A 17,172-nucleotide genomic window follows, 5' to 3' on the forward strand; every position below is an offset into this window, starting at 1 on the left:
CTCATAAAAAGTTCCCGAACAGCATTTCAATGAGGAGCGGTATGAGCAGGATATTCTCAAATGGTCCCAATAAAGACTTTGTCATCAATCCCTTCACGCACCTGATTGCGGAGTCATCGCGGCTGCATCTGGCAGCACCCTATTTTACGCAGCCCGACCAGCTTCTGAAGGCCGCACGAGAGGGCAAGACAGTACAGTTGCTCATCGGTCTGAACGAAGCGACCAGCCCGCAAGCACTGCGCAAGCTATTCGAAGTGCCGGGTATCGCGATCCGCTACCTAACCAGCCGGTTCCACGCAAAAATCTACATCTTCGACCAAGCTGCCCTGCTGGGCTCGTCAAACCTGACCGATGGCGGCCTCCGCGCCAACCGCGAAGCGGTCATTCGCCTCGAGCGTAACGATGATGCCGACGCCGTCGACGACATCCGCGCACTATTTATCGAGCTTTGGGATGCCGGGCAGGTCCTGACGCGGGAAAAGCTCGACACTTTCGAGAAAACCTACAATGAACTGAAACGGCGCACGCCCGATCCTGAAAAGGAGATCGAGGCCGCGCTGGGACAAGCGCAGCCACACAACATCAACGTCAAAAGCCACGAGAAATCCAGCGAACGCGTATTTTTGGAAACCCTAAGGCAGGAAGTCTACGAACAGTACCGCCCTGCCTTCAGCGAGGTGACGACGATCCTCGACGAACATGGATATCGCCGACCTGATCTCGCAAATGTCAGTATCGAAAACGAGACCAACCGCTTCCTGAACTACGTCAGACTGACCCATGTGATCGGCGATGAGGCATGGCAGGCTGCCCCGCTGCGCAGCACTGAAGACCGCCGCAAGGAGATCATGCACTACGCGCTGGAATGGGTTGATGCTGCCAATAACAAGGTGCCGGAGGACTACGCCGCCTGGCTTGAGACGGTGAAACGAACATTCGGCACACGCGAGGCAATCGAAGCGGCCAGCAAGGAAGAAATCACTGACGGCCTGATGTCACTGCATGCCTTCACAGAACAGCTGCGCTTCGTCAAAGGAGGCCTGAAAAACCTTCCCGCTGAATTCTGGAGGGCAAACAACGAAGATGTCGACCGCGTAAAATCTACATTGACCTACCTACTGCACGGCCCCGGCGATTTCATCCAACGCTTCCACGATGTACTCTATGACCGCTCGATCAAGCTGAAGCGCTTTGCTTATTTCTGCGCCCTCGAACTCTACGGCACTGTCAAACCCGACGAATGCCCGCCGATGAACGGACGCATGGCCAAAGCATTGCGGTTCCTCGGCTTCGATGTGAAAGGAGCCTGAATGGCAAAACACAGCACAATTATCGGCGACATCACACGGCGCACCACCATCTACAGGGTTTTCCCGCGCAATCGCTTCTTTGAGCTCTTTGGCGAGAAGAAGAACGCCTTGGTCTGGCCGACCATGTGGGAAGACCCGTTCGAGAATTTCATCTTGAGGTCGCCTGTCCGCACCGCCGCTGGCGAGACCGGAGAGTTCGCCTTCCACGAGGATGTCTACGGCCAGTGCTGGACGCTCAAGAAGAGATCGGATGCGATGTGGCGGATCTACTCGCCGAAAACGGATGCCGTGCGAGTCAGAACAACAGTTGGCAGACTGATCGACAGCCTTTGCGCTGCCAACAAGGGTGTGACCAACGATAGCTGCTTCATCGGCAAGGTCGACTATCCGCCCGATTTTGAGCTCAAGAAATTCGCGCGCACGGTGTTCAAGGACGGTCTGAACGCCGAAGCCGTTGCAAGGTCCCTTCTCAAGAAACGGGATGCTTTCGAGCACGAGGACGAAGTTCGGCTGATCTATTTCGAAGGCCAAAACAGCAAGCACGGCGGCGGCGTCTATAAATACGAACTCAATCCCCATGCAGTGTTCGACCAGTTCATGATCGATCCTCGTATGTCCTACAAAGATTTCTGCACTTTTAAGGACGAGATTGTCGCTAGAACCGGTATCGACGAAGCGCGCATCAAACGATCTTTACTTTACAAGCCGCCCGAAGGCTTCGTCGTCGAAATACCGTGACGGACAGGACAAACTTGCGTAGCGGTTCGCGGCAGGCCAATAGCCCCTCGTACGGCTGGTCCGGCACCATCGTAGTGTCCAGACTGCGAACCTATCAAGGTGGGGTTTGACTGTTCGCTTCCGTTTGGATCCTAACTTCCAGCTCGTGGGCCTCTGATACGCCCAAGCTGACGAGACGCCCAAGGATGGCATCGATGCGGCTGCGTGACAGGTGAGACTGACCATACAGGGAGGGATCATCGACCGCCGCCGCCTTTAACCATTCAGCGACTTTTCGACCGATACTGAGCTCATGCCACATCGAGCGGTCGCCGTTCGTTGCATCGAGCCAAGTTTCGACCGCGTTCAAGAGGAAATCGAGATGTCGTGCTGTCGGAGCAACGTTCAGGGTGTTCATCGTGCAGAGTGCGATGAAGGCCGTAGGACCGCCTGAAATCATCGGGCGTAGCGTTTCAAGAAGCGGATCAACCCGGTCGAAGACAGCCGGAACGAGATAAGATTTTGCTCCAGAAAATGGGTTGTGGAGGTTCATCAGCAACGTACCGATCATTGGACCGGTTTGTAAGTCGATCCCGAGTTCTACCCGGCGACGGTCCCAAGACCATCGATTCAGCTCAATCGCCCGCGCAACCATCTTCTGCCGCAAAGCGGACGCCCGAGCTGACGGCCGGTGCGGCTCATTGAAATAGTGAACATCAGCTGCATGAATGACCGTTTCAGCGACATCGCAAAATGGCCGGTCAGGTAGCTCAATTATCGGCTTTAGAAACAACCAGAACTGATCCTCCGCGGCGTCCATCAAGGCAGATGATACCAGGGCGTAAAACTGATTGTTCCAATCGCTTGGCGTCTGACTGAGTTCAGCATCAGCGGAATAGCCGTGACCATTCATTCGTGCTGACCAAGGCGCATAAGATTCAATGATCTCAAGGTACCAGCCCGGCCGAGTGCATCCTTCAACATTTAGCAGACTCAACCACCGTGAAAGCTCTTGGTCATTGGCGTGAACGACCGCCTCCCTGGAGCTACGCCTCAGGGAGACGTCGTCACGCTGAAGGTCAATATGTTCACTGTTCGGTGAGACAATCGCACGCGGCTGACGCGAAAATGACGGTGTATCTTCCGGAAGCTCCGGCCAAGTCGGCTCAGGTCCGCCATCGAGCCAAGCGATCTCGGATGTAACCGCGTCAGCGTCCTTCCCCGCTTTCCCCTCCTCGTAAGCCTCTCGAGTTGAGGCGTCCTCGTCATGGGGATTCCAACGCCAACGGCAGCAGGTGAAAGCGATACGGATTGCAGCTTTGATCAGTCGCGGATCGGCATCTCTGATGCTAGCATGTGCTGCCGCCATGGAAACGAAGGCGGCCTGGTCTTGTCGAGCGACGGTTCTCAGTAGCTGGTTGCGGTCCTCGACCCGCCGTCTTCGATGCCAAAGATGGATTAGAGCGCATATGCCCTGCGCCGGGCGATTGTAGTCCAGCCGTTCTTTCGAGCCGTAGCTGTCGACCTCTTCCGCCAAGGCGGTGGCAATCACGGTTCGAACCCAATCCTCATTCTCGTCCAGGAGAGTATCCTCACCGTCCCGTGCAACAAGCATGGCCGTCGAAATCAGCCTTGTCGATCGTGACTTGAGATAATCTGTGTCGCTGTAGTCAGGCAGATCGCCAGCAGCGTATTCGAGGGCCTCGCTCACCAAGTTGGGCGAACCCTTTGTAGGATCACTTATCGCCAGCTGAATTCTTGTTTCAATCGTGAAGGACCGCTCATGTGCCTGTCGATTGGCCTCGAGGCACTCGAGATGCTCGGCTTCTGCCGGTGGTGATTTGTAGCCAAGGCCACCTTCAACTTCGACCCAGTTCGACCGGTCAAGCATGTTGAGTGCATAGGATCCCATAAACGCTGGATCGCCAAAGTTCGCTTCCGCGCTGTACGGGCCAGCCTCTTGGACAGCTTCAGTCAACAAAGAGCGTACCACCTGCCCCGCGTGATCTTCGGCCATGTAATAGGGGATCAGCCGCTCGAGCATTATGGAGCGTGATGGGCGCTTCGCGAGATCGGCTAGCATGACGCGGCCCTTGGGCTCCGGCTTCATCATCCCGCCTCCAAGTCTCTCCAACCCCGCTCGCGTGCGATCATTGGCAAGCAGGGAGGGGTTCGCCACGAACGGGACGAGCGCGTCGCGTGTCGTCGGCCAATGCGAGAGGAGAACATCGAGCGCGACACACAGGTACCCGGCACAACTACCTTCCGGCCCGAGGACGTCCCTCAGAACCACTTCGACATCTTCGCCTTTCTCGAGGCGCTCATGCGACCAGGCTTCGAGCGCCATCAGGCCAGAAGATACCGCGTACTCCTGCGCTTGGCTCGAGCGTGACCAATAATAGGTCCGTTCCCATGGAAAGAACCGCGGCTTCCCGTCGAAGACGACCGTGAATCCGTCCGTTCCCGCCTTCGTGCCATCCGCATGGTGCGCGACTGCCGCGTCAACGAGTGTTCGGATCAGGCCGAGTCCGATCTCGGGGTCCGCATCGAGCAAGTCGAGAAAAGGGGGCTGCGCTGGCGACACCGGCATGTAGTCGGTATCCGCAAAGCCGAACGCGCCGTTCAGGGAATCCCGTCGTGATCGACCTCGACGTGGCTGTTCTATAAGACTGAACGTGATAAGTGCCGCAAGCTCGTTCGGCGCGACGTTGGCCAAGGTTTTACTGAACGGCCTTATTGCCTTGACCTTGTAGTGATCGTTCTCTTTCGCGATCGCGCTCAAATAGGCCTTCGTGTCTTCCGGCGCGTGTGACGCGCTTAGAAGGGCCATGTTCCGAAGGTCTTCGATCATCGTCGCGCGGCTTGAACGTTCTATCCATGGCGTATCCTGAGCACCCGGGATCGTGACGGTGGATGCACGCAGGTCAAGCTGCATAAGCCACCCAAACAACATCTTCGCCGTAAGCTGCCCGAGTTCAGGAATGCTCATCAATGTTAGAAACTGGACTTCAACGAGCTTCAGAACAGCAACTATCGCTTGCACTGGAATCTCGCTGGCTTTCACAGCGCACCACGTGAGAACCGTGGGCGCCGATAGCGTCGTGGCGATGCGAAAAGAGCTCGGCGCCTCGACGGGAAGCTCAGCGCCCTTCTCGGCCATCTGCTCGAAGGCGGATGCGGCCGAGATTGTTTCGGTCGCGACGATGGCGGTACAAATCTCGACGAGCAACATGCCCCCGTCGGCAAGCAAAGCAGCGCGGCAGCAGTTCAGAAGCTGCGACGACAGCTCGGATCGTACTATCGCCATGAGAGCTTGGCGACGCCATGCGTCATGGGCGCCTGGTCGCGAGAGGGCCCCAAGGAGGGCTATCCAGTTCAAGCCATCCGGTCCCTGTTCGAGTGCGAAGCGCCCGGCAAACTCGATGCCACGCGCCACCCGTGGCGATGGCGGCACCGAAAGATCGACGCTGTCGAGCAACTTGATGTCTTCATTAAGACGCGCGCCGATCGCCCAGTCGCGCAGCACGTCATGGTAGAAGCTGAGACGGTCGCGCCTTGGTTCGGACAGGGTCAGGCTACGCAGTAGATGAGCTCGTGCCGCCGTGTCCGTCGACGCCTCAATCAGCTCCTGTCCTGCCAGCGCCGCTTCTGCTAGCTCGGCCAAGAGCCGTTGCGCCGGGCGAACATCATCTGGCTTTGCGCCATCAGCACTCTTCCACCAACGATCGGCAAGCGCTGCTTCAGTTCGAATTTCGGCCGATTTCGGGACCTTGAGCAATTGGGCCAATCGATAGAGGTTGCGCGCAATGCTCGCGGCCGGATGATCTCGCGACAGCAGAGCGCGCAGTTCCGGGGCGGCAGTGCTCAGGGCTGCTACCTCGTCGTCGTTCAGTTCGGCCACGACCACTTCGCAGGGCGTACCCAACTTCGCGAGCGCGTCCTCGGCGACCCAGCGAGTGTCTTCGACTCCGACATCGGGTCGTTTGGACACGACTACGGAGAAGCCTGGGACCTCTGCAACCTCGCGCAGCAAGTCATTCACTGTGCGGCGGCGCTCGACGGACGTGAACATCTCAAGGCCGTCAATGAACAAGACCCCGCCGCCACCGGCCGCAAGGTCCCACAAGAAATTCTTGGCGGTCCCGGGCATTTCGAGACGTTGCGCGAGCGCCGACCATCCCCCGTCGGGCGTGCCTACGGGATCAAGTACGATGACATGGCCCTCATGGCCTATCCGCTCAGCAAGATGTCTCAAGACCCACGATTTTCCCACCCCCGGTTTGCCAGTGATCTCGATGAAGCGATGCCCGTCGCGTGCTTTCTCGAGATCGGCAAGCGCGCCGAGGCGGGGGAGATTGACGCCGCCGACAGTGGTACCGATCTCCATGAGTGCGTGGCGCGACATCTCCGCCAGCTTGGCGCGGGCGAGCGAGAAATTCTGATCGCCCACTAGGTGGAAGCCACGCGTCGTCAGTCTCTCGGTGAGTGATTGGTGCGTGACCGAGCCACCGGCCTTGCCCATCTCGATGACGATTTCGATGAGATTGCTCCAAAGTGCCTCGGCACGTGTCGCATCGTCCGGCGCGAGAACCTGACGGGCCAGTGTCAGAGCATGGGCCTTCGCCTCCGGTGCAGCCGACTCGAAATCGAACTCAAGGATCATGAACCTGCGGAATATGGACCAGACGGCTTCGTCCTCGTCCGCCACTCCATGAGCCACAAGATTGCTGCGGAATGCTTTGGCGAAACTACGCATCTCCTCGCTGGCGACACCTGGGAGGGCTAACCGCGCGAAAAATTGGACGCCACTTTCCGCTCTGCGCGCCCATTCGAGCACGTCCTGATACGGGCCAGAGATAGCAAAGCTAGTTCGCTGGGTCGCAACCGCCAGTAAATGGCGGTCCGTCGGCTTCTGAGAGGGATTGCTGCGTACGATCTGTCCGCAGACGTCTTGAAAGATAGTGTCTTTGGGCGAAAAACGGATTGTGCGTTTCGACTGGATCTCGAGAAGCGAGGTGCCTTTGTCCGAAACACTGTGCACGATCAGGTCATCGAGGGCATAGCCTTCATTTTCGCCCTGAAGCTGCACCCGCTCGATCCTGGCATTGGGGAGGCCGCGCGCATCGCTGCCAGCGAGCATCTGCAGGAGATAATAGGCGCCAAGCTGGCCCTCAATATAGGTGCCGGCGCCCCCGCGCCCGACTGGACTGGAGCCTTTCTGTTTGGAACTTGTGCTTTCCTCGGGGGAAGGGCTCATCGTGTAGGTCGTCTTCAAATCAATCCTGCAGTTGATCTACGCGATAGCGTAAACATCGAACTATTTCGATTGTTTTCTTAGTTATGCCTTCTTGGTTTCTCTGAAGAAATTACCACGGTCTTTTGACTTGCGTCCCGTCCGCGACGCAAGTCTTCCATGCGACGGAGCTCAGGAATCCACTTGTCATGCTAAACCTGCTGGCCTGAGCTTAGGGCGGAATGTCCGAATTCCCAGTAGATTGGGTGGCCCTTCGCGCCCGCGGCGTACCTCCGGAATCCGCCCTCATTCCCGAGCAGCTTCTTCCATAAACCTTTCTACCCTTTCTGTTCCGGCCTGATAATCACCCAAACTGGCCTGTTCATCTGACTGAGCATTTTGACTACCGGACGCCAATTCTTCAATCTCATCGGGCCGTTTTCCACCACCTTCCAAGGCATTGTCGGCAGTCCCTCTTGGCACTTCCAACGCCCCAATCTTAGCCTCCAGCGCCTTGATCTGCCCTTGCAGCCCGCGCATTTGGTCCCCGGCTGAGGGGTATGGCAGATCGCCTGTCTGCTTGTCGAATATCTGCTTAAAGAACCGGTCGTCATAGTATTTGATCCGCTTGGCGCGCACGGGCATTTGCGCGTCGACCACCAGAACGATGTCATCAAGATCCATGCGCCGTGCCTCATCCTCGGATAGGAGCGCGGTTTCTTCGGTTCGTTCGGACATGCTGCGCCCAGCGAAGGGGTTTCGGCCGACTGAGCGCGAGCGGGTCACAACCCGTTTGGTGGTTTTGCCGACGGCTTTGCTGAGCTCTTCGATGGTCTTTTCATCTGAGGGGGTCAGATAGAGCTTGATGCCTGCGTTGCCCTGCAGCGCGCGGCGGGCATTTTCGCCGTAGATTTCATCTAGCGCCGGGATGGTCTGGGTGACGATCGCGAGATTGGCGCGGTAGGAGCGCAGAGTTTCGATGCTGTCGAGCACGATCGGCATTTTGCCCAGGCGGTTGAACTCATCGAGCATGATCATCACAGGCCAAGGCTCGTCCTTGCCGGGCTCATGGTCTTGCAGCGATGCCAACAAGTCCGAGAAGAACAAGCGGATCAGTGGCGCGAGGGGTTTGACCATCAGCGGCTCCACCACCAGATAGACCGAAAACGGCGTCTTGCGGATGTCGCGGAAATCGAAATCTGACGTTCCGGTCGCACGGTCGATCGCGGGGTTTGACCATTGTTTGAGGCCCGAGGTCATCAAAAGCGACAGGTAAGACGTCAGCGTGTCGTTGTTGGTTGAGGCCATGCGCATGAAGATCAGCTTGGCAGCTGGATTGACCACTTCGTCGGCGCGGCGACGATACTCCTTCTGCTTGTCCCCGCCCGATGCGGTGATGCGGTAGACTTCGCCGAGGGTCGGCCGCTTTCGCTCGAACGCCAAAAGCCCTGCCGCCACGAACAGATCAATGCCGCCATCAAGAAGCCCTTGAACCCGATCATTATCTGCTTGCAGGAACAGCGAAGCTAGGAGTTGCAGCTCCATCTGCTGACGGTCGACGTTTTCGAGCGCCGATATCCGCAGCAAGGGATTGTAGCGGTGCGAGCGGCCATCCTTCCAGTCCGTGGGCGCAAACCGGAACACCTTGTCGCCCTGCGCGGCCCTGTGGCGCGCCGTCGCACCGAAGTTTTCACCCTTCACGTCCAGCACCACGGCGCTGCCCTGATAGGTCAGAAGGTTTGGGATAACAAAACCCGTCGTCTTGCCGCGGCCGGTCGGGGCGACGATCAGGGCATGGGGGAACACCTTGGACATCACGAAGGGTTTGCGACTCTTGGGCTTGCCCATTTTTCCGAGGACGAAGCCGTGGCCGGGCTTTCCGAAAAAGCCGTTCCGCTTCATCTCGGACATGTGCTGCCAATGGGTTTCACCGAACTTGGTCAGTGTGTCGTTCATCAAGACGGCACTAAGCAGAACACCGAAACCCGTGCTGATCCCCACGATCAAGTGAACGATCTGCATATCGTCGGGATGGATTGTTCGAAGAGCCCCGTAGCCACGCGCGAGCATCAAGAAATCTATGTCCGCCCCGACCCCGAACCAGCGGAACGTCAGAAAGGCCGACGACAGAACATAGCCCAACACCGCTCCCAGAAGAGCAAAGCTCATGACGCCGAGTGCGATCCGCGCCTTACCCATGCGTCACGCCCTTTTCGCCGTCGGTAGCAACATGCCGCTCGCGTTGGAGATCTATTTCCTCATTGGCGATCTCGTCGAGGACGTGCTCCATCGCCACGCTGCTCGCCAGAGCGGCATCGCTCTGGAGATATGCCTTGGCCGCATAAAGCCGGTCCAGGCGGTCTTCAATATGTTCCTCCAGCGCGGTCTCATCGCTAATCGCCAAGTCCGGGGTGTTTTCTTCACCGACCAGCTCCTCCAGCTCGGCACGCAAGGTCTCGCGTTCCTCATCGTTTCGGAATGGATCTGCGGTTGGGTCGTCCCTCATACGGCTCAGGATTTCTGAGGTGGTCGGCGGCAACCTGTCGGCTATGGCTTCCTGCCGGTCGGGTTCCCCCGCACCACTGTCTTTGAGAACCTCAGCGTCGGCCAACACACGGCCCAGATCGCTGTGAACTTGATCGAGACGGTCGATCGCCTTCTCCAGTTCATCGGCGCGCGCCAGATCAAAACCCTCCTTCTCGGCAATCGCCTTCAAATCCTGTCCAAGCCATTGCCGCTCCAGCGCGGCATTGCCCGCGCCGATTTCAACGCGACACGTCACCTCTTGCGCGTCAATGCCGGTGCCTTTCAAAGCCTGTTCTAGACGTTCGGCGAGCGCCGTCTCCTGCAAAGCGCCTTGGGCCTCGGCCCGTATATTTGCGGCAGAATAGATCCCACTATTGGACGCGTCTTCGAGCAAGATGTGGGACTGCGTTCCCATGGGGCTCAGATGTGACAGTGAACGATAGATGTCGTTCAGCTCATGCTCGAGCGCCGCGCGCCGCTCCACAGGGGCATCCGCTACAATGCGTTCGGCTTGGTTGATCTTGTCGTGAAAGGCATCCACGACCTCATCAAACGAATGCTGTTCTTCGGCCATGCCATATACCTTTCCATCTGCTTCAATCGGTTTGCCCTGCGCCAAAAGCGTCGCGGCCTTGTCCAAAGCTGCTGCAATGTCATGCTGGTTCTCTCGCGAGGCTTCTGCCGCCAAGCCGCGATAGAGCTGCGCGTTCTGCGCCACTTCGGCTAAGGCACGGTCAAGCTCTGGCCCTACGCGCTCGCGCTCAGCCAGCTTCTGGCCGGTGGTTTCCGCACGACGTTGGTCCACGTCGCTTGGCCTCTTCGTCGTGATGCCACGTTCGAGCTTTCGCGTCGCCTCAAGCCTCAGCCCGTAGCGGTCCGACACCTCGACCATCGCCTCGCGAAAACTGTCGTAGTTGAAGTGGTGCCCTTCTTTCAGAAAGAAGAATTCACCATCCTTGCTGCGCCGGTTCAGGACGATGTGGGCGTGCGGGTGATCCCGGTCCTCATGCACGGCGGCGATGTAGTCAAAATGGCTGCCTTCGCCCTGAAAGAACCGCTCGCAGATCTCGCGCGTAATTTCGGCAACATCCTCGCCGCGCGTGCCAATCGGGAAAGCCATCAAGAGGTGTGAGGTATGTCCTAGCTTGGGATGAAACCCCTCATTCCACTGTGCGGAAAATCGGCGCGTGACTTGTTCGATCTCTTTGGCTGACAGAACGCTTTGGCCGTCATAGGTGCCACGGCTGTCGATGATAAAGCTCGACTTGGTTGTCAGGTATTCCAGCTGGTTGCGCAGCTGCGCTTTGTTGTGCGTTCCGCCGTCGCGAATGGCTTTGAAGATCGCGGGGGAATGCCCCATGGCGGCGCGCGCCATCTGCTTGGCACGGGCGCGAGGAACGCTGCCGCGAATGCGGCTCCAGTCGCGATCGAAGAAGGCCTCTTGCGCGGCGGCAACGGCGCTATTCCGGGCCATCGGCAAAACCTCCCAGTACGCGGGCAACCTTGCCGGACAGCGCGCTGCGGCGGCGCTGCGCCATGTCTTGAACCTGGTCAGCGATGTCGAAGATCAGCCCGGCCAAGGCGCGGACCTGGCTATGGGCAGAATTGCCATAGGGCGGCGTCTTGCCCTGACGTTTTGCCTCGTTCATGCGCTGCGCAATCTGGTTGATATTGTTGCCGGTGCGGTTGAGCGAAGCCGATAACCCCTGTATCTGGTTGGCCAGCTCATCGTCTGGAACGAAAAGATCGTTCGAAGCATGGATCAGCCGCCGCAGCCCCTCGGCGCGGCTGGTGATATCATGCCGCGTCAGCACCGCATCGAAGCTCGCAAGCTCCTTTGGCGTCAGCCGGACATTCACCAGTTCGGAGCGGACGCGTGCGTCGAGCTTGCGGCTTTGATCGGCCTTTAACGTGTAGAAGATGCTGCGGGGCGTGACGCCGAATTCACGGGCCAGATCCTCGATCGGCACCCCCTCGGCACGCTTGCGCACGATAGCGAAACGCTGGTTCTGCGTCAGTCGCTTGTGCCGTGGTGCGCGCGGTCGGCCCATGTGAAGTAATCACCCCTATTTCTTGCCAGCATCATACAGGCAGCCCTGTTATGGCATTTCACCATAATTGATTCAATATTATAATATTGAATCAACTGCCTGTATTCCGTTTGGAGCAGCCATAGGCTGCGACCGCCGGGCAAAGCCCGGCCACATGCGCAAGGCATGGCACCACTAATCGTGGTTCCACGCCTCAGCATCGCCAAGCAATCGCAGCGCTATTGCGCGGGCCGCGCCTTCAGCGCTGGCATAGGTTTGATGATCGGGCAGCTCGTGCAGATCAAAGGGCTGTTGCGGGTCGTCCGGGGTCTCAACTCGGACATAGATCGCCCAGCCATCGATCAGTGCCGGATCATCACAATACTCCTGACCGCCGTCGGTCAGATTGCAGAACCCATGTAGGTGCACACTGGCGCGACCCTCTCGGGCCGCCTGCCAGATGTCAGAATATTTCATGGCAAACCTCGGCGCTTTCACCGACGAAAAATTCGTCAGGCTTGCCGTTCAAGCGGGTGCCATCCCGACTGGTCAAGCCGATAGCCGACCCGTTCCGCGCGAATGTGATAAGGTATTGCCCGAGGTCATCACGCGTCACCATATACCCGCTGTTGACCCAGTGAACGCGGTTGCCCGCGTCCACTACCGTTTTGATCTCTTCCAAGGTCATCGCAACGCCTCCTCAAGGATTGCGAGAGCCCCAAGACAATCGTCGATATAGGGCTGCTCCTCGCCGTCCAGATCGTTCAGCTCAAGCCGGTTCAACACCGCGTAAAGCGTGGCACGCGCCTCGCGGGCAGCGCTTCGCAAGCTCACTGTGTCTTCCAGACGCGAAGTCGAAAAATCATTGCTGTGATAGTCGGGGATCATCGGATTTCTCCCGCCTTGTGCTTCCAACGCGGAGCGATGTCTTTGAACGGCACCGTGAAGGGCGGCAGCGCGTCAAAGCCGTTCGAGCTTTTGACCACCTTCACCTTGGCGCAATCATCCTCAACGCTGAGGATCTCGACACAGAACACGCCGCCCAGACCTGACGGAACAACGATCTCCTTCAGCTCGTGCCGATGCTTCCCGCAATAGACGCAGGAGCTATAGAGCCCGTCGATGATGTGACCGCCGGTCGCGCGATCACAGTCGCAGGTCCAGAATTTCGAGGGCTGATATTTGTGTGCCATTTGTGGCCTCCTCTTGGGTGCTGCGGTTGGGGCTTGGCTCCCCTTCCGCCGATGGGCTGCACACCGGCCAATCTGATCTGACCGAATACGCATGTATTCGGCGGAACAGAGTGGGTGGGGGCACAGCCTGACCCACGGCCCTGGAGCGGCCAGTCAATGGGTCAAAGCCCGCAACTGGTGCGGCCCGCAGCGCGCCTTCGCGCGAGGACACGGGTTGCAGACTTTGACGACGCGCCCGCGCGGCGCTTGCCCATTGACGGGACGCGACAGGGATGTTGGGCGGACCAGTCAAATTGAAAGAAGCCTGAAGGAGGTGAGCGGGCTGAAAGCCAGCCGATCCTCCGCACAGTCCGTTTCTCATAGCGGCCCGTGCGCAGCAGCACGGGCCACAATTCCTCATCTCATCCCCCAAGGCCTGCGCCCCGCCACTTCAGGCGGGGCGCAGGTGCTCAAAGCTCAACACCAGACTTCAAGTTGCCATCCGGGTCCAACCACGAACGGGCCTCGGCACAATCTAGGCAAATACAGGTGCAACTGCCTTTCACGATGATCGGCGCGAGAAAGATCACTGGGTTTGACGTGCCGCATTTGCGGCACGCCATAGGGGGCAGGATTGCGGGGCCGCTCATGCTGCGGCCGCTTTCGATTGACCTGCGGCTGTTAAAACAAAATCGGCGGCCTTCTGTGCCTCGGACGCCGCGCGAAAAATCGCCCGCTTGTCCTCTTTGAGAGCTTTCAACCACCCTTCAACATAAGCGGCGCTTTGGCCGAGTTCCGGCGCGACACCAATCTGAGCCCCAAGGAAACAAGCGCCGATCTCTGCAACCAGCTCTTCAAAGGCATAGGCTTCGCGGTTCGCAAATTTCTTGATCCGCTCAAGCCGCTTTTCGCTGCCAGTCCAATGGATCAACTCATGGGCCAACGTCCCATAGTAGCCTGCCGCATCGTGAAACGTGGCAATCGGCGGCACGTGGATGTGATCCTTGGCGGGGCTGTAGTAGGCGCGTGGGTCGTCGCTGGTGAGGATCTCTGCCCCTGTCCGTCTGAAAAACGCCTCAAGCTCAGGATCTTCGGTCGTGCCAAGATCGCGCGGGGCCTCGGGACGGATGTAGTACTCCTCCGGCAAACCTTCGATCTGATCCGCGTTGAAGACGCGGTATGCGCGCGCGTAGGGCACTTCTTCCTCAATGCCCAATTCGTTCTCTCGGGTGAACGTCCCGTATTTGACTACGGTCGACGACGTTTCGCCTTTGCGGACTTGGCCGTCCAGCTCCTGCGCCTGTTTGTAGGTCATCCAGCGGCTCGAAACATAGCCATGCTTGGCCGCCATGACCCAGAGCATCAGGATATTTATCCCGCGATACTCCTCGCCATTGTGTCGGGTCGGCAGGGCAATGCCGGACGCGCTCCCTGTCCACGGCTTGCGCCATGGCGGCGTGCCCGCCTCGATCTCTGCAATAATGGTGTCGGTGACATGGGCATAAACATCAAACTTCGGTGCCATTTGTGGCCTCCTCGATCAAAGTGACGCGGGTGAGGCTTCGTGCCCCCTTCCGCCGATGGGCTGCGCCTCGGCCACCTGATCTGACCGAATACGCATGTATTCGGCGGAACAGAGTGGGAGAGGGCAAAGCCCGACCCACGGCCCTGAACGGGGCTGTCAATCGGCCACATTTGCGAAGAAAATGTCTGCGCCAAAATCAGACGCCAATTTGCGCCGAGAGGAATGGCTCGCCCGCGAGACAGGGGAAATTGATGGCTGATTTTGGGGATGGACTAAGGTTGACCGCCACGGTCAGGGATGTTGGGCGGACCAAACAAAATTGATGATGTCTGGATCGGGGTGAGCGGGCCAACGGCCCGTTGAGCCTCGGTGCAGTCTATTGGGAGATGTTGCCCGCGCGCTTAAGCGCGCGTTCTTCTGAAACCATGCGATACTTCCCAGGCCGCGCGCGATACAAGGCCAAAGCAATCCCTCAACCCGCTGACAGAATTACAAGATATCGCAGACAGTCCGCTGAGTATATGGTTCTTAAATGTAGACCCATCCTCTAGGTTGAACTAGACTTAAGCTATGACAAGCGAATCGAATAGTCTTTCACGATGGCAGCAGGATCGCCGTGCATTCATTGAGCACAGGGTCTTTTGGCGTGGACGTGTCGGCCTTGCGGATCTGATGGATGTTATGGGCCTCAGTCGGGCTCAAGCTTCGAAAGACCTCAATAGCTACATCAATGATCATCCCGAACACATCATCTACGATAAAACGGCCAAGACCTACGTTCTGGGCCCGAAGTTCGAAGAACACTACACTGCGCTTGATCCGTCAGAGTATCTTGATGATCTCCTGTCGATCTCACGGGGCGGTTCAGTCCCCGCTGCAGACTGGATTGTCTACCAACCGGACATTCTGGCAACCACTGTGCCTGGGCGCGGACTAAGCGCGCTAACACTTCGCAACGTCTTATTGGCCTGTGAACAGCGCAAAGAGCTGCAGATAAGCTATCAGTCCATGTCCTCCCCCGATCCAGAAAATCGCGTTATCATTCCTCATGCCCTCGCACATGACGGATTTCGTTGGCATGCGAGAGCGCTTTGCTCAAAAGACCAAGTTTTCAAAGACTTTGTTCTCGGACGCATACTGAAGAGCGCATTGGGGGAACATTCAGATGCCGACGCCGGTACCGATGAAGACTGGCACCAAACAATAACGCTCAAAATCGCACCGCACCCTGGCCTGTCTGAAAACCAACGCAGGATTGTAGAGCTAGACTATGCAATGAATGACGGGGCGGCAGAACTTTCAGTGCGAAAGTGCCTATTGTTCTACAATCTAAAGCGGCTAGGCCTTGATGTTGATCCAAGTATCCGCGCCCCACAGGATCAGCACATAGTTTTGATCAATGACGGAGAAGTCCGCGCTGCTCTCGAGAGGGGACGGCGATGAGTGCTTTCGCGAGACAAGACTACAAGATGTCATTTAGCACCGGCGGGCTCTTCCTGAACGAAAGCCTGGAAGTCGCGCGCTTGCATGAAAACGGTGAAGCTTGGGAAGACACAATTCTCAGAGCCATGGAGGAAGGCACAACCAGCCTACCGAAATCAGCATCGAACCGTCGATCGTTGCGCGAAATTTCTAATCGCCTGCTTACTCTTACGGATGAGGAACGCGCTTACCTTGTGGAAGAGGCGGACCGCTCCGAACAGCAGGCGATGTTGTGGATCGCCACATGCCGCGCATATCGGTTCATTCGTGAATTTGCGGTGGAAGTGGTGAGAGAGCGATACCTATCTTACCAACTCGATCTACCGCTCGAAAGCTTTGACATTCTTTTTGAGGCAAAAGCTGAATGGGATGAAGGACTGGCCGGATTAAGTCGGTCGACCCGCCTGAAACTTCGTCAAATCATGTTTCGCATGATGCGTGAAGCCGGGATCATTTCAGAAGATGATCGCATTCAAACCGCGATTATTTCCACACGTTTGAAACACATGATTGAAGACCACAACCCCGGCGATCTGGCCATTTTCCCCAGCGTTCCGGTCGAGGGAGCTTAAATTGAAACGAGAACTAAACCGGAAAGAGCGGGCCGAGCATCTATACCGCGTGATCACCAGCGAACGTTTCCTGACCAAACAAGGCCTAGGGAATGAAGTGCCATTTTTTATCTACCCCTTTCCTGCCGAGGAAGGGCTCACCATGGTTGAGGATCGCGAAGATCTTGTGGCCCGAATTCAGCACTCTGGCACTCAAGTGTTGGACCTGAACCTTTACGATATCGCGCTCGACATACTTTCAGAGCGCGGGATCTTAGAGCAGGTTCTCGAAATTGAGGCCGACAGTAGCAAGGGTGAGATCAAGGAGCTTCTACAAGGCGTCTTGGACCCACAGGCCCACCTGATCCCGCGTATTGGACAGGCGATCCAAGCACTCCCGCATGACGTCATTTTCTTGTCAGGCGTCGGTGAGGTATACCCTTACATCCGCTCTCACAACGTGCTGAACAACCTACAAAGCACTGCGAAAGAAGCACCAACCGTTCTCTTCTTCCCAGGAAGCTATACCCATGCTTTGGCGACTGGCGCGTCATTGGATCTCTTTGGTCAGCTTCATGACGACAAGTATTACCGCGCCTTCAACATTCTGAATTACGAGGTCTAAG

14 protein-coding genes are annotated in these 17,172 nt (G+C 57.6%); 5 read left to right on the plus strand and 9 right to left on the minus strand.

Annotation, left to right across the window (positions count from 1 at the left end; all coding sequences use genetic code 11):
* The first annotated feature begins 41 nt into the window (after positions 1-41).
* Together ACN0VH_RS14075 and ACN0VH_RS14080 are read left to right on the plus strand one after the other, a co-directional pair.
* Positions 42-1,310, plus strand: coding sequence for a phospholipase D family protein (locus ACN0VH_RS14075; RefSeq protein WP_303704453.1), 1,269 nt, complete (start codon positions 42-44; stop codon positions 1,308-1,310).
* Positions 1,311-2,048, plus strand: a complete 738-nt coding sequence (locus tag ACN0VH_RS14080) for a hypothetical protein (protein ID WP_303704452.1) — start codon at positions 1,311-1,313, stop codon at positions 2,046-2,048.
* Positions 2,049-2,142: 94 nt separating this feature from the next.
* Here ACN0VH_RS14080 and ACN0VH_RS14085 read toward each other — a convergent pair whose 3' ends face one another.
* The 9 genes from ACN0VH_RS14085 to ACN0VH_RS14125 all read right to left on the minus strand — a co-directional run bounded on the left by ACN0VH_RS14085 (position 2,143) and on the right by ACN0VH_RS14125 (position 14,513).
* Positions 2,143-7,302, minus strand: coding sequence for an NACHT domain-containing protein (locus ACN0VH_RS14085; protein WP_417700944.1), 5,160 nt, complete (start codon positions 7,300-7,302; stop codon positions 2,143-2,145).
* A 264-nt stretch (positions 7,303-7,566) separates the two neighbouring features.
* The gene (locus ACN0VH_RS14090; RefSeq protein WP_417700945.1) at positions 7,567-9,459 is read right to left on the minus strand and encodes a type IV secretory system conjugative DNA transfer family protein; all 1,893 of its coding nucleotides are present in this window, start codon (positions 9,457-9,459) and stop codon (positions 7,567-7,569) included.
* Entirely contained in the window at positions 9,452-11,260 is a 1,809-nt protein-coding gene (locus ACN0VH_RS14095) for a relaxase/mobilization nuclease domain-containing protein (RefSeq protein WP_417700946.1), read from the minus strand. Before ACN0VH_RS14095 ends, ACN0VH_RS14090 begins: the two co-directional genes overlap by 8 nt.
* Positions 11,247-11,837, minus strand: a complete 591-nt coding sequence (locus ACN0VH_RS14100; protein ID WP_417700947.1) for a hypothetical protein — start codon at positions 11,835-11,837, stop codon at positions 11,247-11,249. Before ACN0VH_RS14100 ends, ACN0VH_RS14095 begins: the two co-directional genes overlap by 14 nt.
* Before the next feature lie 174 nt (positions 11,838-12,011).
* A complete protein-coding gene (locus ACN0VH_RS14105; RefSeq protein ID WP_416536960.1) occupies positions 12,012-12,293 on the minus strand; it encodes a hypothetical protein in 282 nt (93 codons plus the stop codon).
* Positions 12,280-12,504, minus strand: coding sequence for a hypothetical protein (locus tag ACN0VH_RS14110; RefSeq protein WP_416536961.1), 225 nt, complete (start codon positions 12,502-12,504; stop codon positions 12,280-12,282). The genes ACN0VH_RS14105 and ACN0VH_RS14110 overlap by 14 nt, the downstream gene beginning before the upstream one ends.
* Positions 12,501-12,704, minus strand: coding sequence for a hypothetical protein (locus ACN0VH_RS14115; protein WP_416536962.1), 204 nt, complete (start codon positions 12,702-12,704; stop codon positions 12,501-12,503). Before ACN0VH_RS14115 ends, ACN0VH_RS14110 begins: the two co-directional genes overlap by 4 nt.
* Positions 12,701-13,009 (minus strand): hypothetical protein, encoded by a 309-nt coding sequence (locus ACN0VH_RS14120; RefSeq protein ID WP_416536963.1) that lies wholly within the window; start codon positions 13,007-13,009, stop codon positions 12,701-12,703. Before ACN0VH_RS14120 ends, ACN0VH_RS14115 begins: the two co-directional genes overlap by 4 nt.
* A gap of 625 nt (positions 13,010-13,634) precedes the next feature.
* On the minus strand, positions 13,635-14,513 hold the full coding sequence (locus ACN0VH_RS14125; protein WP_416536964.1) for an ArdC family protein: 879 nt from the start codon (positions 14,511-14,513) through the stop codon (positions 13,635-13,637).
* A 570-nt stretch (positions 14,514-15,083) separates the two neighbouring features.
* Between ACN0VH_RS14125 and ACN0VH_RS14130 the strand changes: the two genes are divergently transcribed.
* The 3 genes from ACN0VH_RS14130 to ACN0VH_RS14140 are packed head-to-tail and all read left to right on the plus strand — an operon-like array spanning position 15,084 to position 17,171.
* Positions 15,084-15,956, plus strand: coding sequence for a BrxR family transcriptional regulator (locus ACN0VH_RS14130; RefSeq protein WP_416536965.1), 873 nt, complete (start codon positions 15,084-15,086; stop codon positions 15,954-15,956).
* Complete coding sequence (locus ACN0VH_RS14135) at positions 15,953-16,567, plus strand: DUF1819 family protein (protein WP_417700948.1); 615 nt, start codon at positions 15,953-15,955, stop codon at positions 16,565-16,567. Before ACN0VH_RS14130 ends, ACN0VH_RS14135 begins: the two co-directional genes overlap by 4 nt.
* A gap of 1 nt (position 16,568) precedes the next feature.
* The gene (locus tag ACN0VH_RS14140) at positions 16,569-17,171 is read left to right on the plus strand and encodes a DUF1788 domain-containing protein (RefSeq protein ID WP_416536967.1); all 603 of its coding nucleotides are present in this window, start codon (positions 16,569-16,571) and stop codon (positions 17,169-17,171) included.
* The last annotated feature ends 1 nt before the right edge of the window (position 17,172 follow it).

The organism is Pseudophaeobacter sp. (assembly GCF_048267565.1).
Classification (GTDB): Bacteria; Pseudomonadota; Alphaproteobacteria; order Rhodobacterales; family Rhodobacteraceae; genus Pseudophaeobacter; species Pseudophaeobacter profundi.

Bases quoted from the DNA above. Each gene is read 5' to 3' on its own strand.
- ACN0VH_RS14075 (WP_303704453.1), top strand. From the start codon at position 42: ATGAGCAGGATATTCTCAAATGGTCCCAATAAAGACTTTGTCATCAAT.
- ACN0VH_RS14080 (WP_303704452.1), top strand. From the start codon at position 1,311: ATGGCAAAACACAGCACAATTATCGGCGACATCACACGGCGCACCACC.
- ACN0VH_RS14090 (WP_417700945.1), bottom strand. From the start codon at position 9,459: ATGGGTAAGGCGCGGATCGCACTCGGCGTCATGAGCTTTGCTCTTCTG.
- ACN0VH_RS14095 (WP_417700946.1), bottom strand. From the start codon at position 11,260: ATGGCCCGGAATAGCGCCGTTGCCGCCGCGCAAGAGGCCTTCTTCGAT.
- ACN0VH_RS14100 (WP_417700947.1), bottom strand. From the start codon at position 11,837: ATGGGCCGACCGCGCGCACCACGGCACAAGCGACTGACGCAGAACCAG.
- ACN0VH_RS14105 (WP_416536960.1), bottom strand. From the start codon at position 12,293: ATGAAATATTCTGACATCTGGCAGGCGGCCCGAGAGGGTCGCGCCAGT.
- ACN0VH_RS14110 (WP_416536961.1), bottom strand. From the start codon at position 12,504: ATGACCTTGGAAGAGATCAAAACGGTAGTGGACGCGGGCAACCGCGTT.
- ACN0VH_RS14115 (WP_416536962.1), bottom strand. From the start codon at position 12,704: ATGATCCCCGACTATCACAGCAATGATTTTTCGACTTCGCGTCTGGAA.
- ACN0VH_RS14120 (WP_416536963.1), bottom strand. From the start codon at position 13,009: ATGGCACACAAATATCAGCCCTCGAAATTCTGGACCTGCGACTGTGAT.
- ACN0VH_RS14125 (WP_416536964.1), bottom strand. From the start codon at position 14,513: ATGGCACCGAAGTTTGATGTTTATGCCCATGTCACCGACACCATTATT.
- ACN0VH_RS14130 (WP_416536965.1), top strand. From the start codon at position 15,084: ATGACAAGCGAATCGAATAGTCTTTCACGATGGCAGCAGGATCGCCGT.
- ACN0VH_RS14135 (WP_417700948.1), top strand. From the start codon at position 15,953: ATGAGTGCTTTCGCGAGACAAGACTACAAGATGTCATTTAGCACCGGC.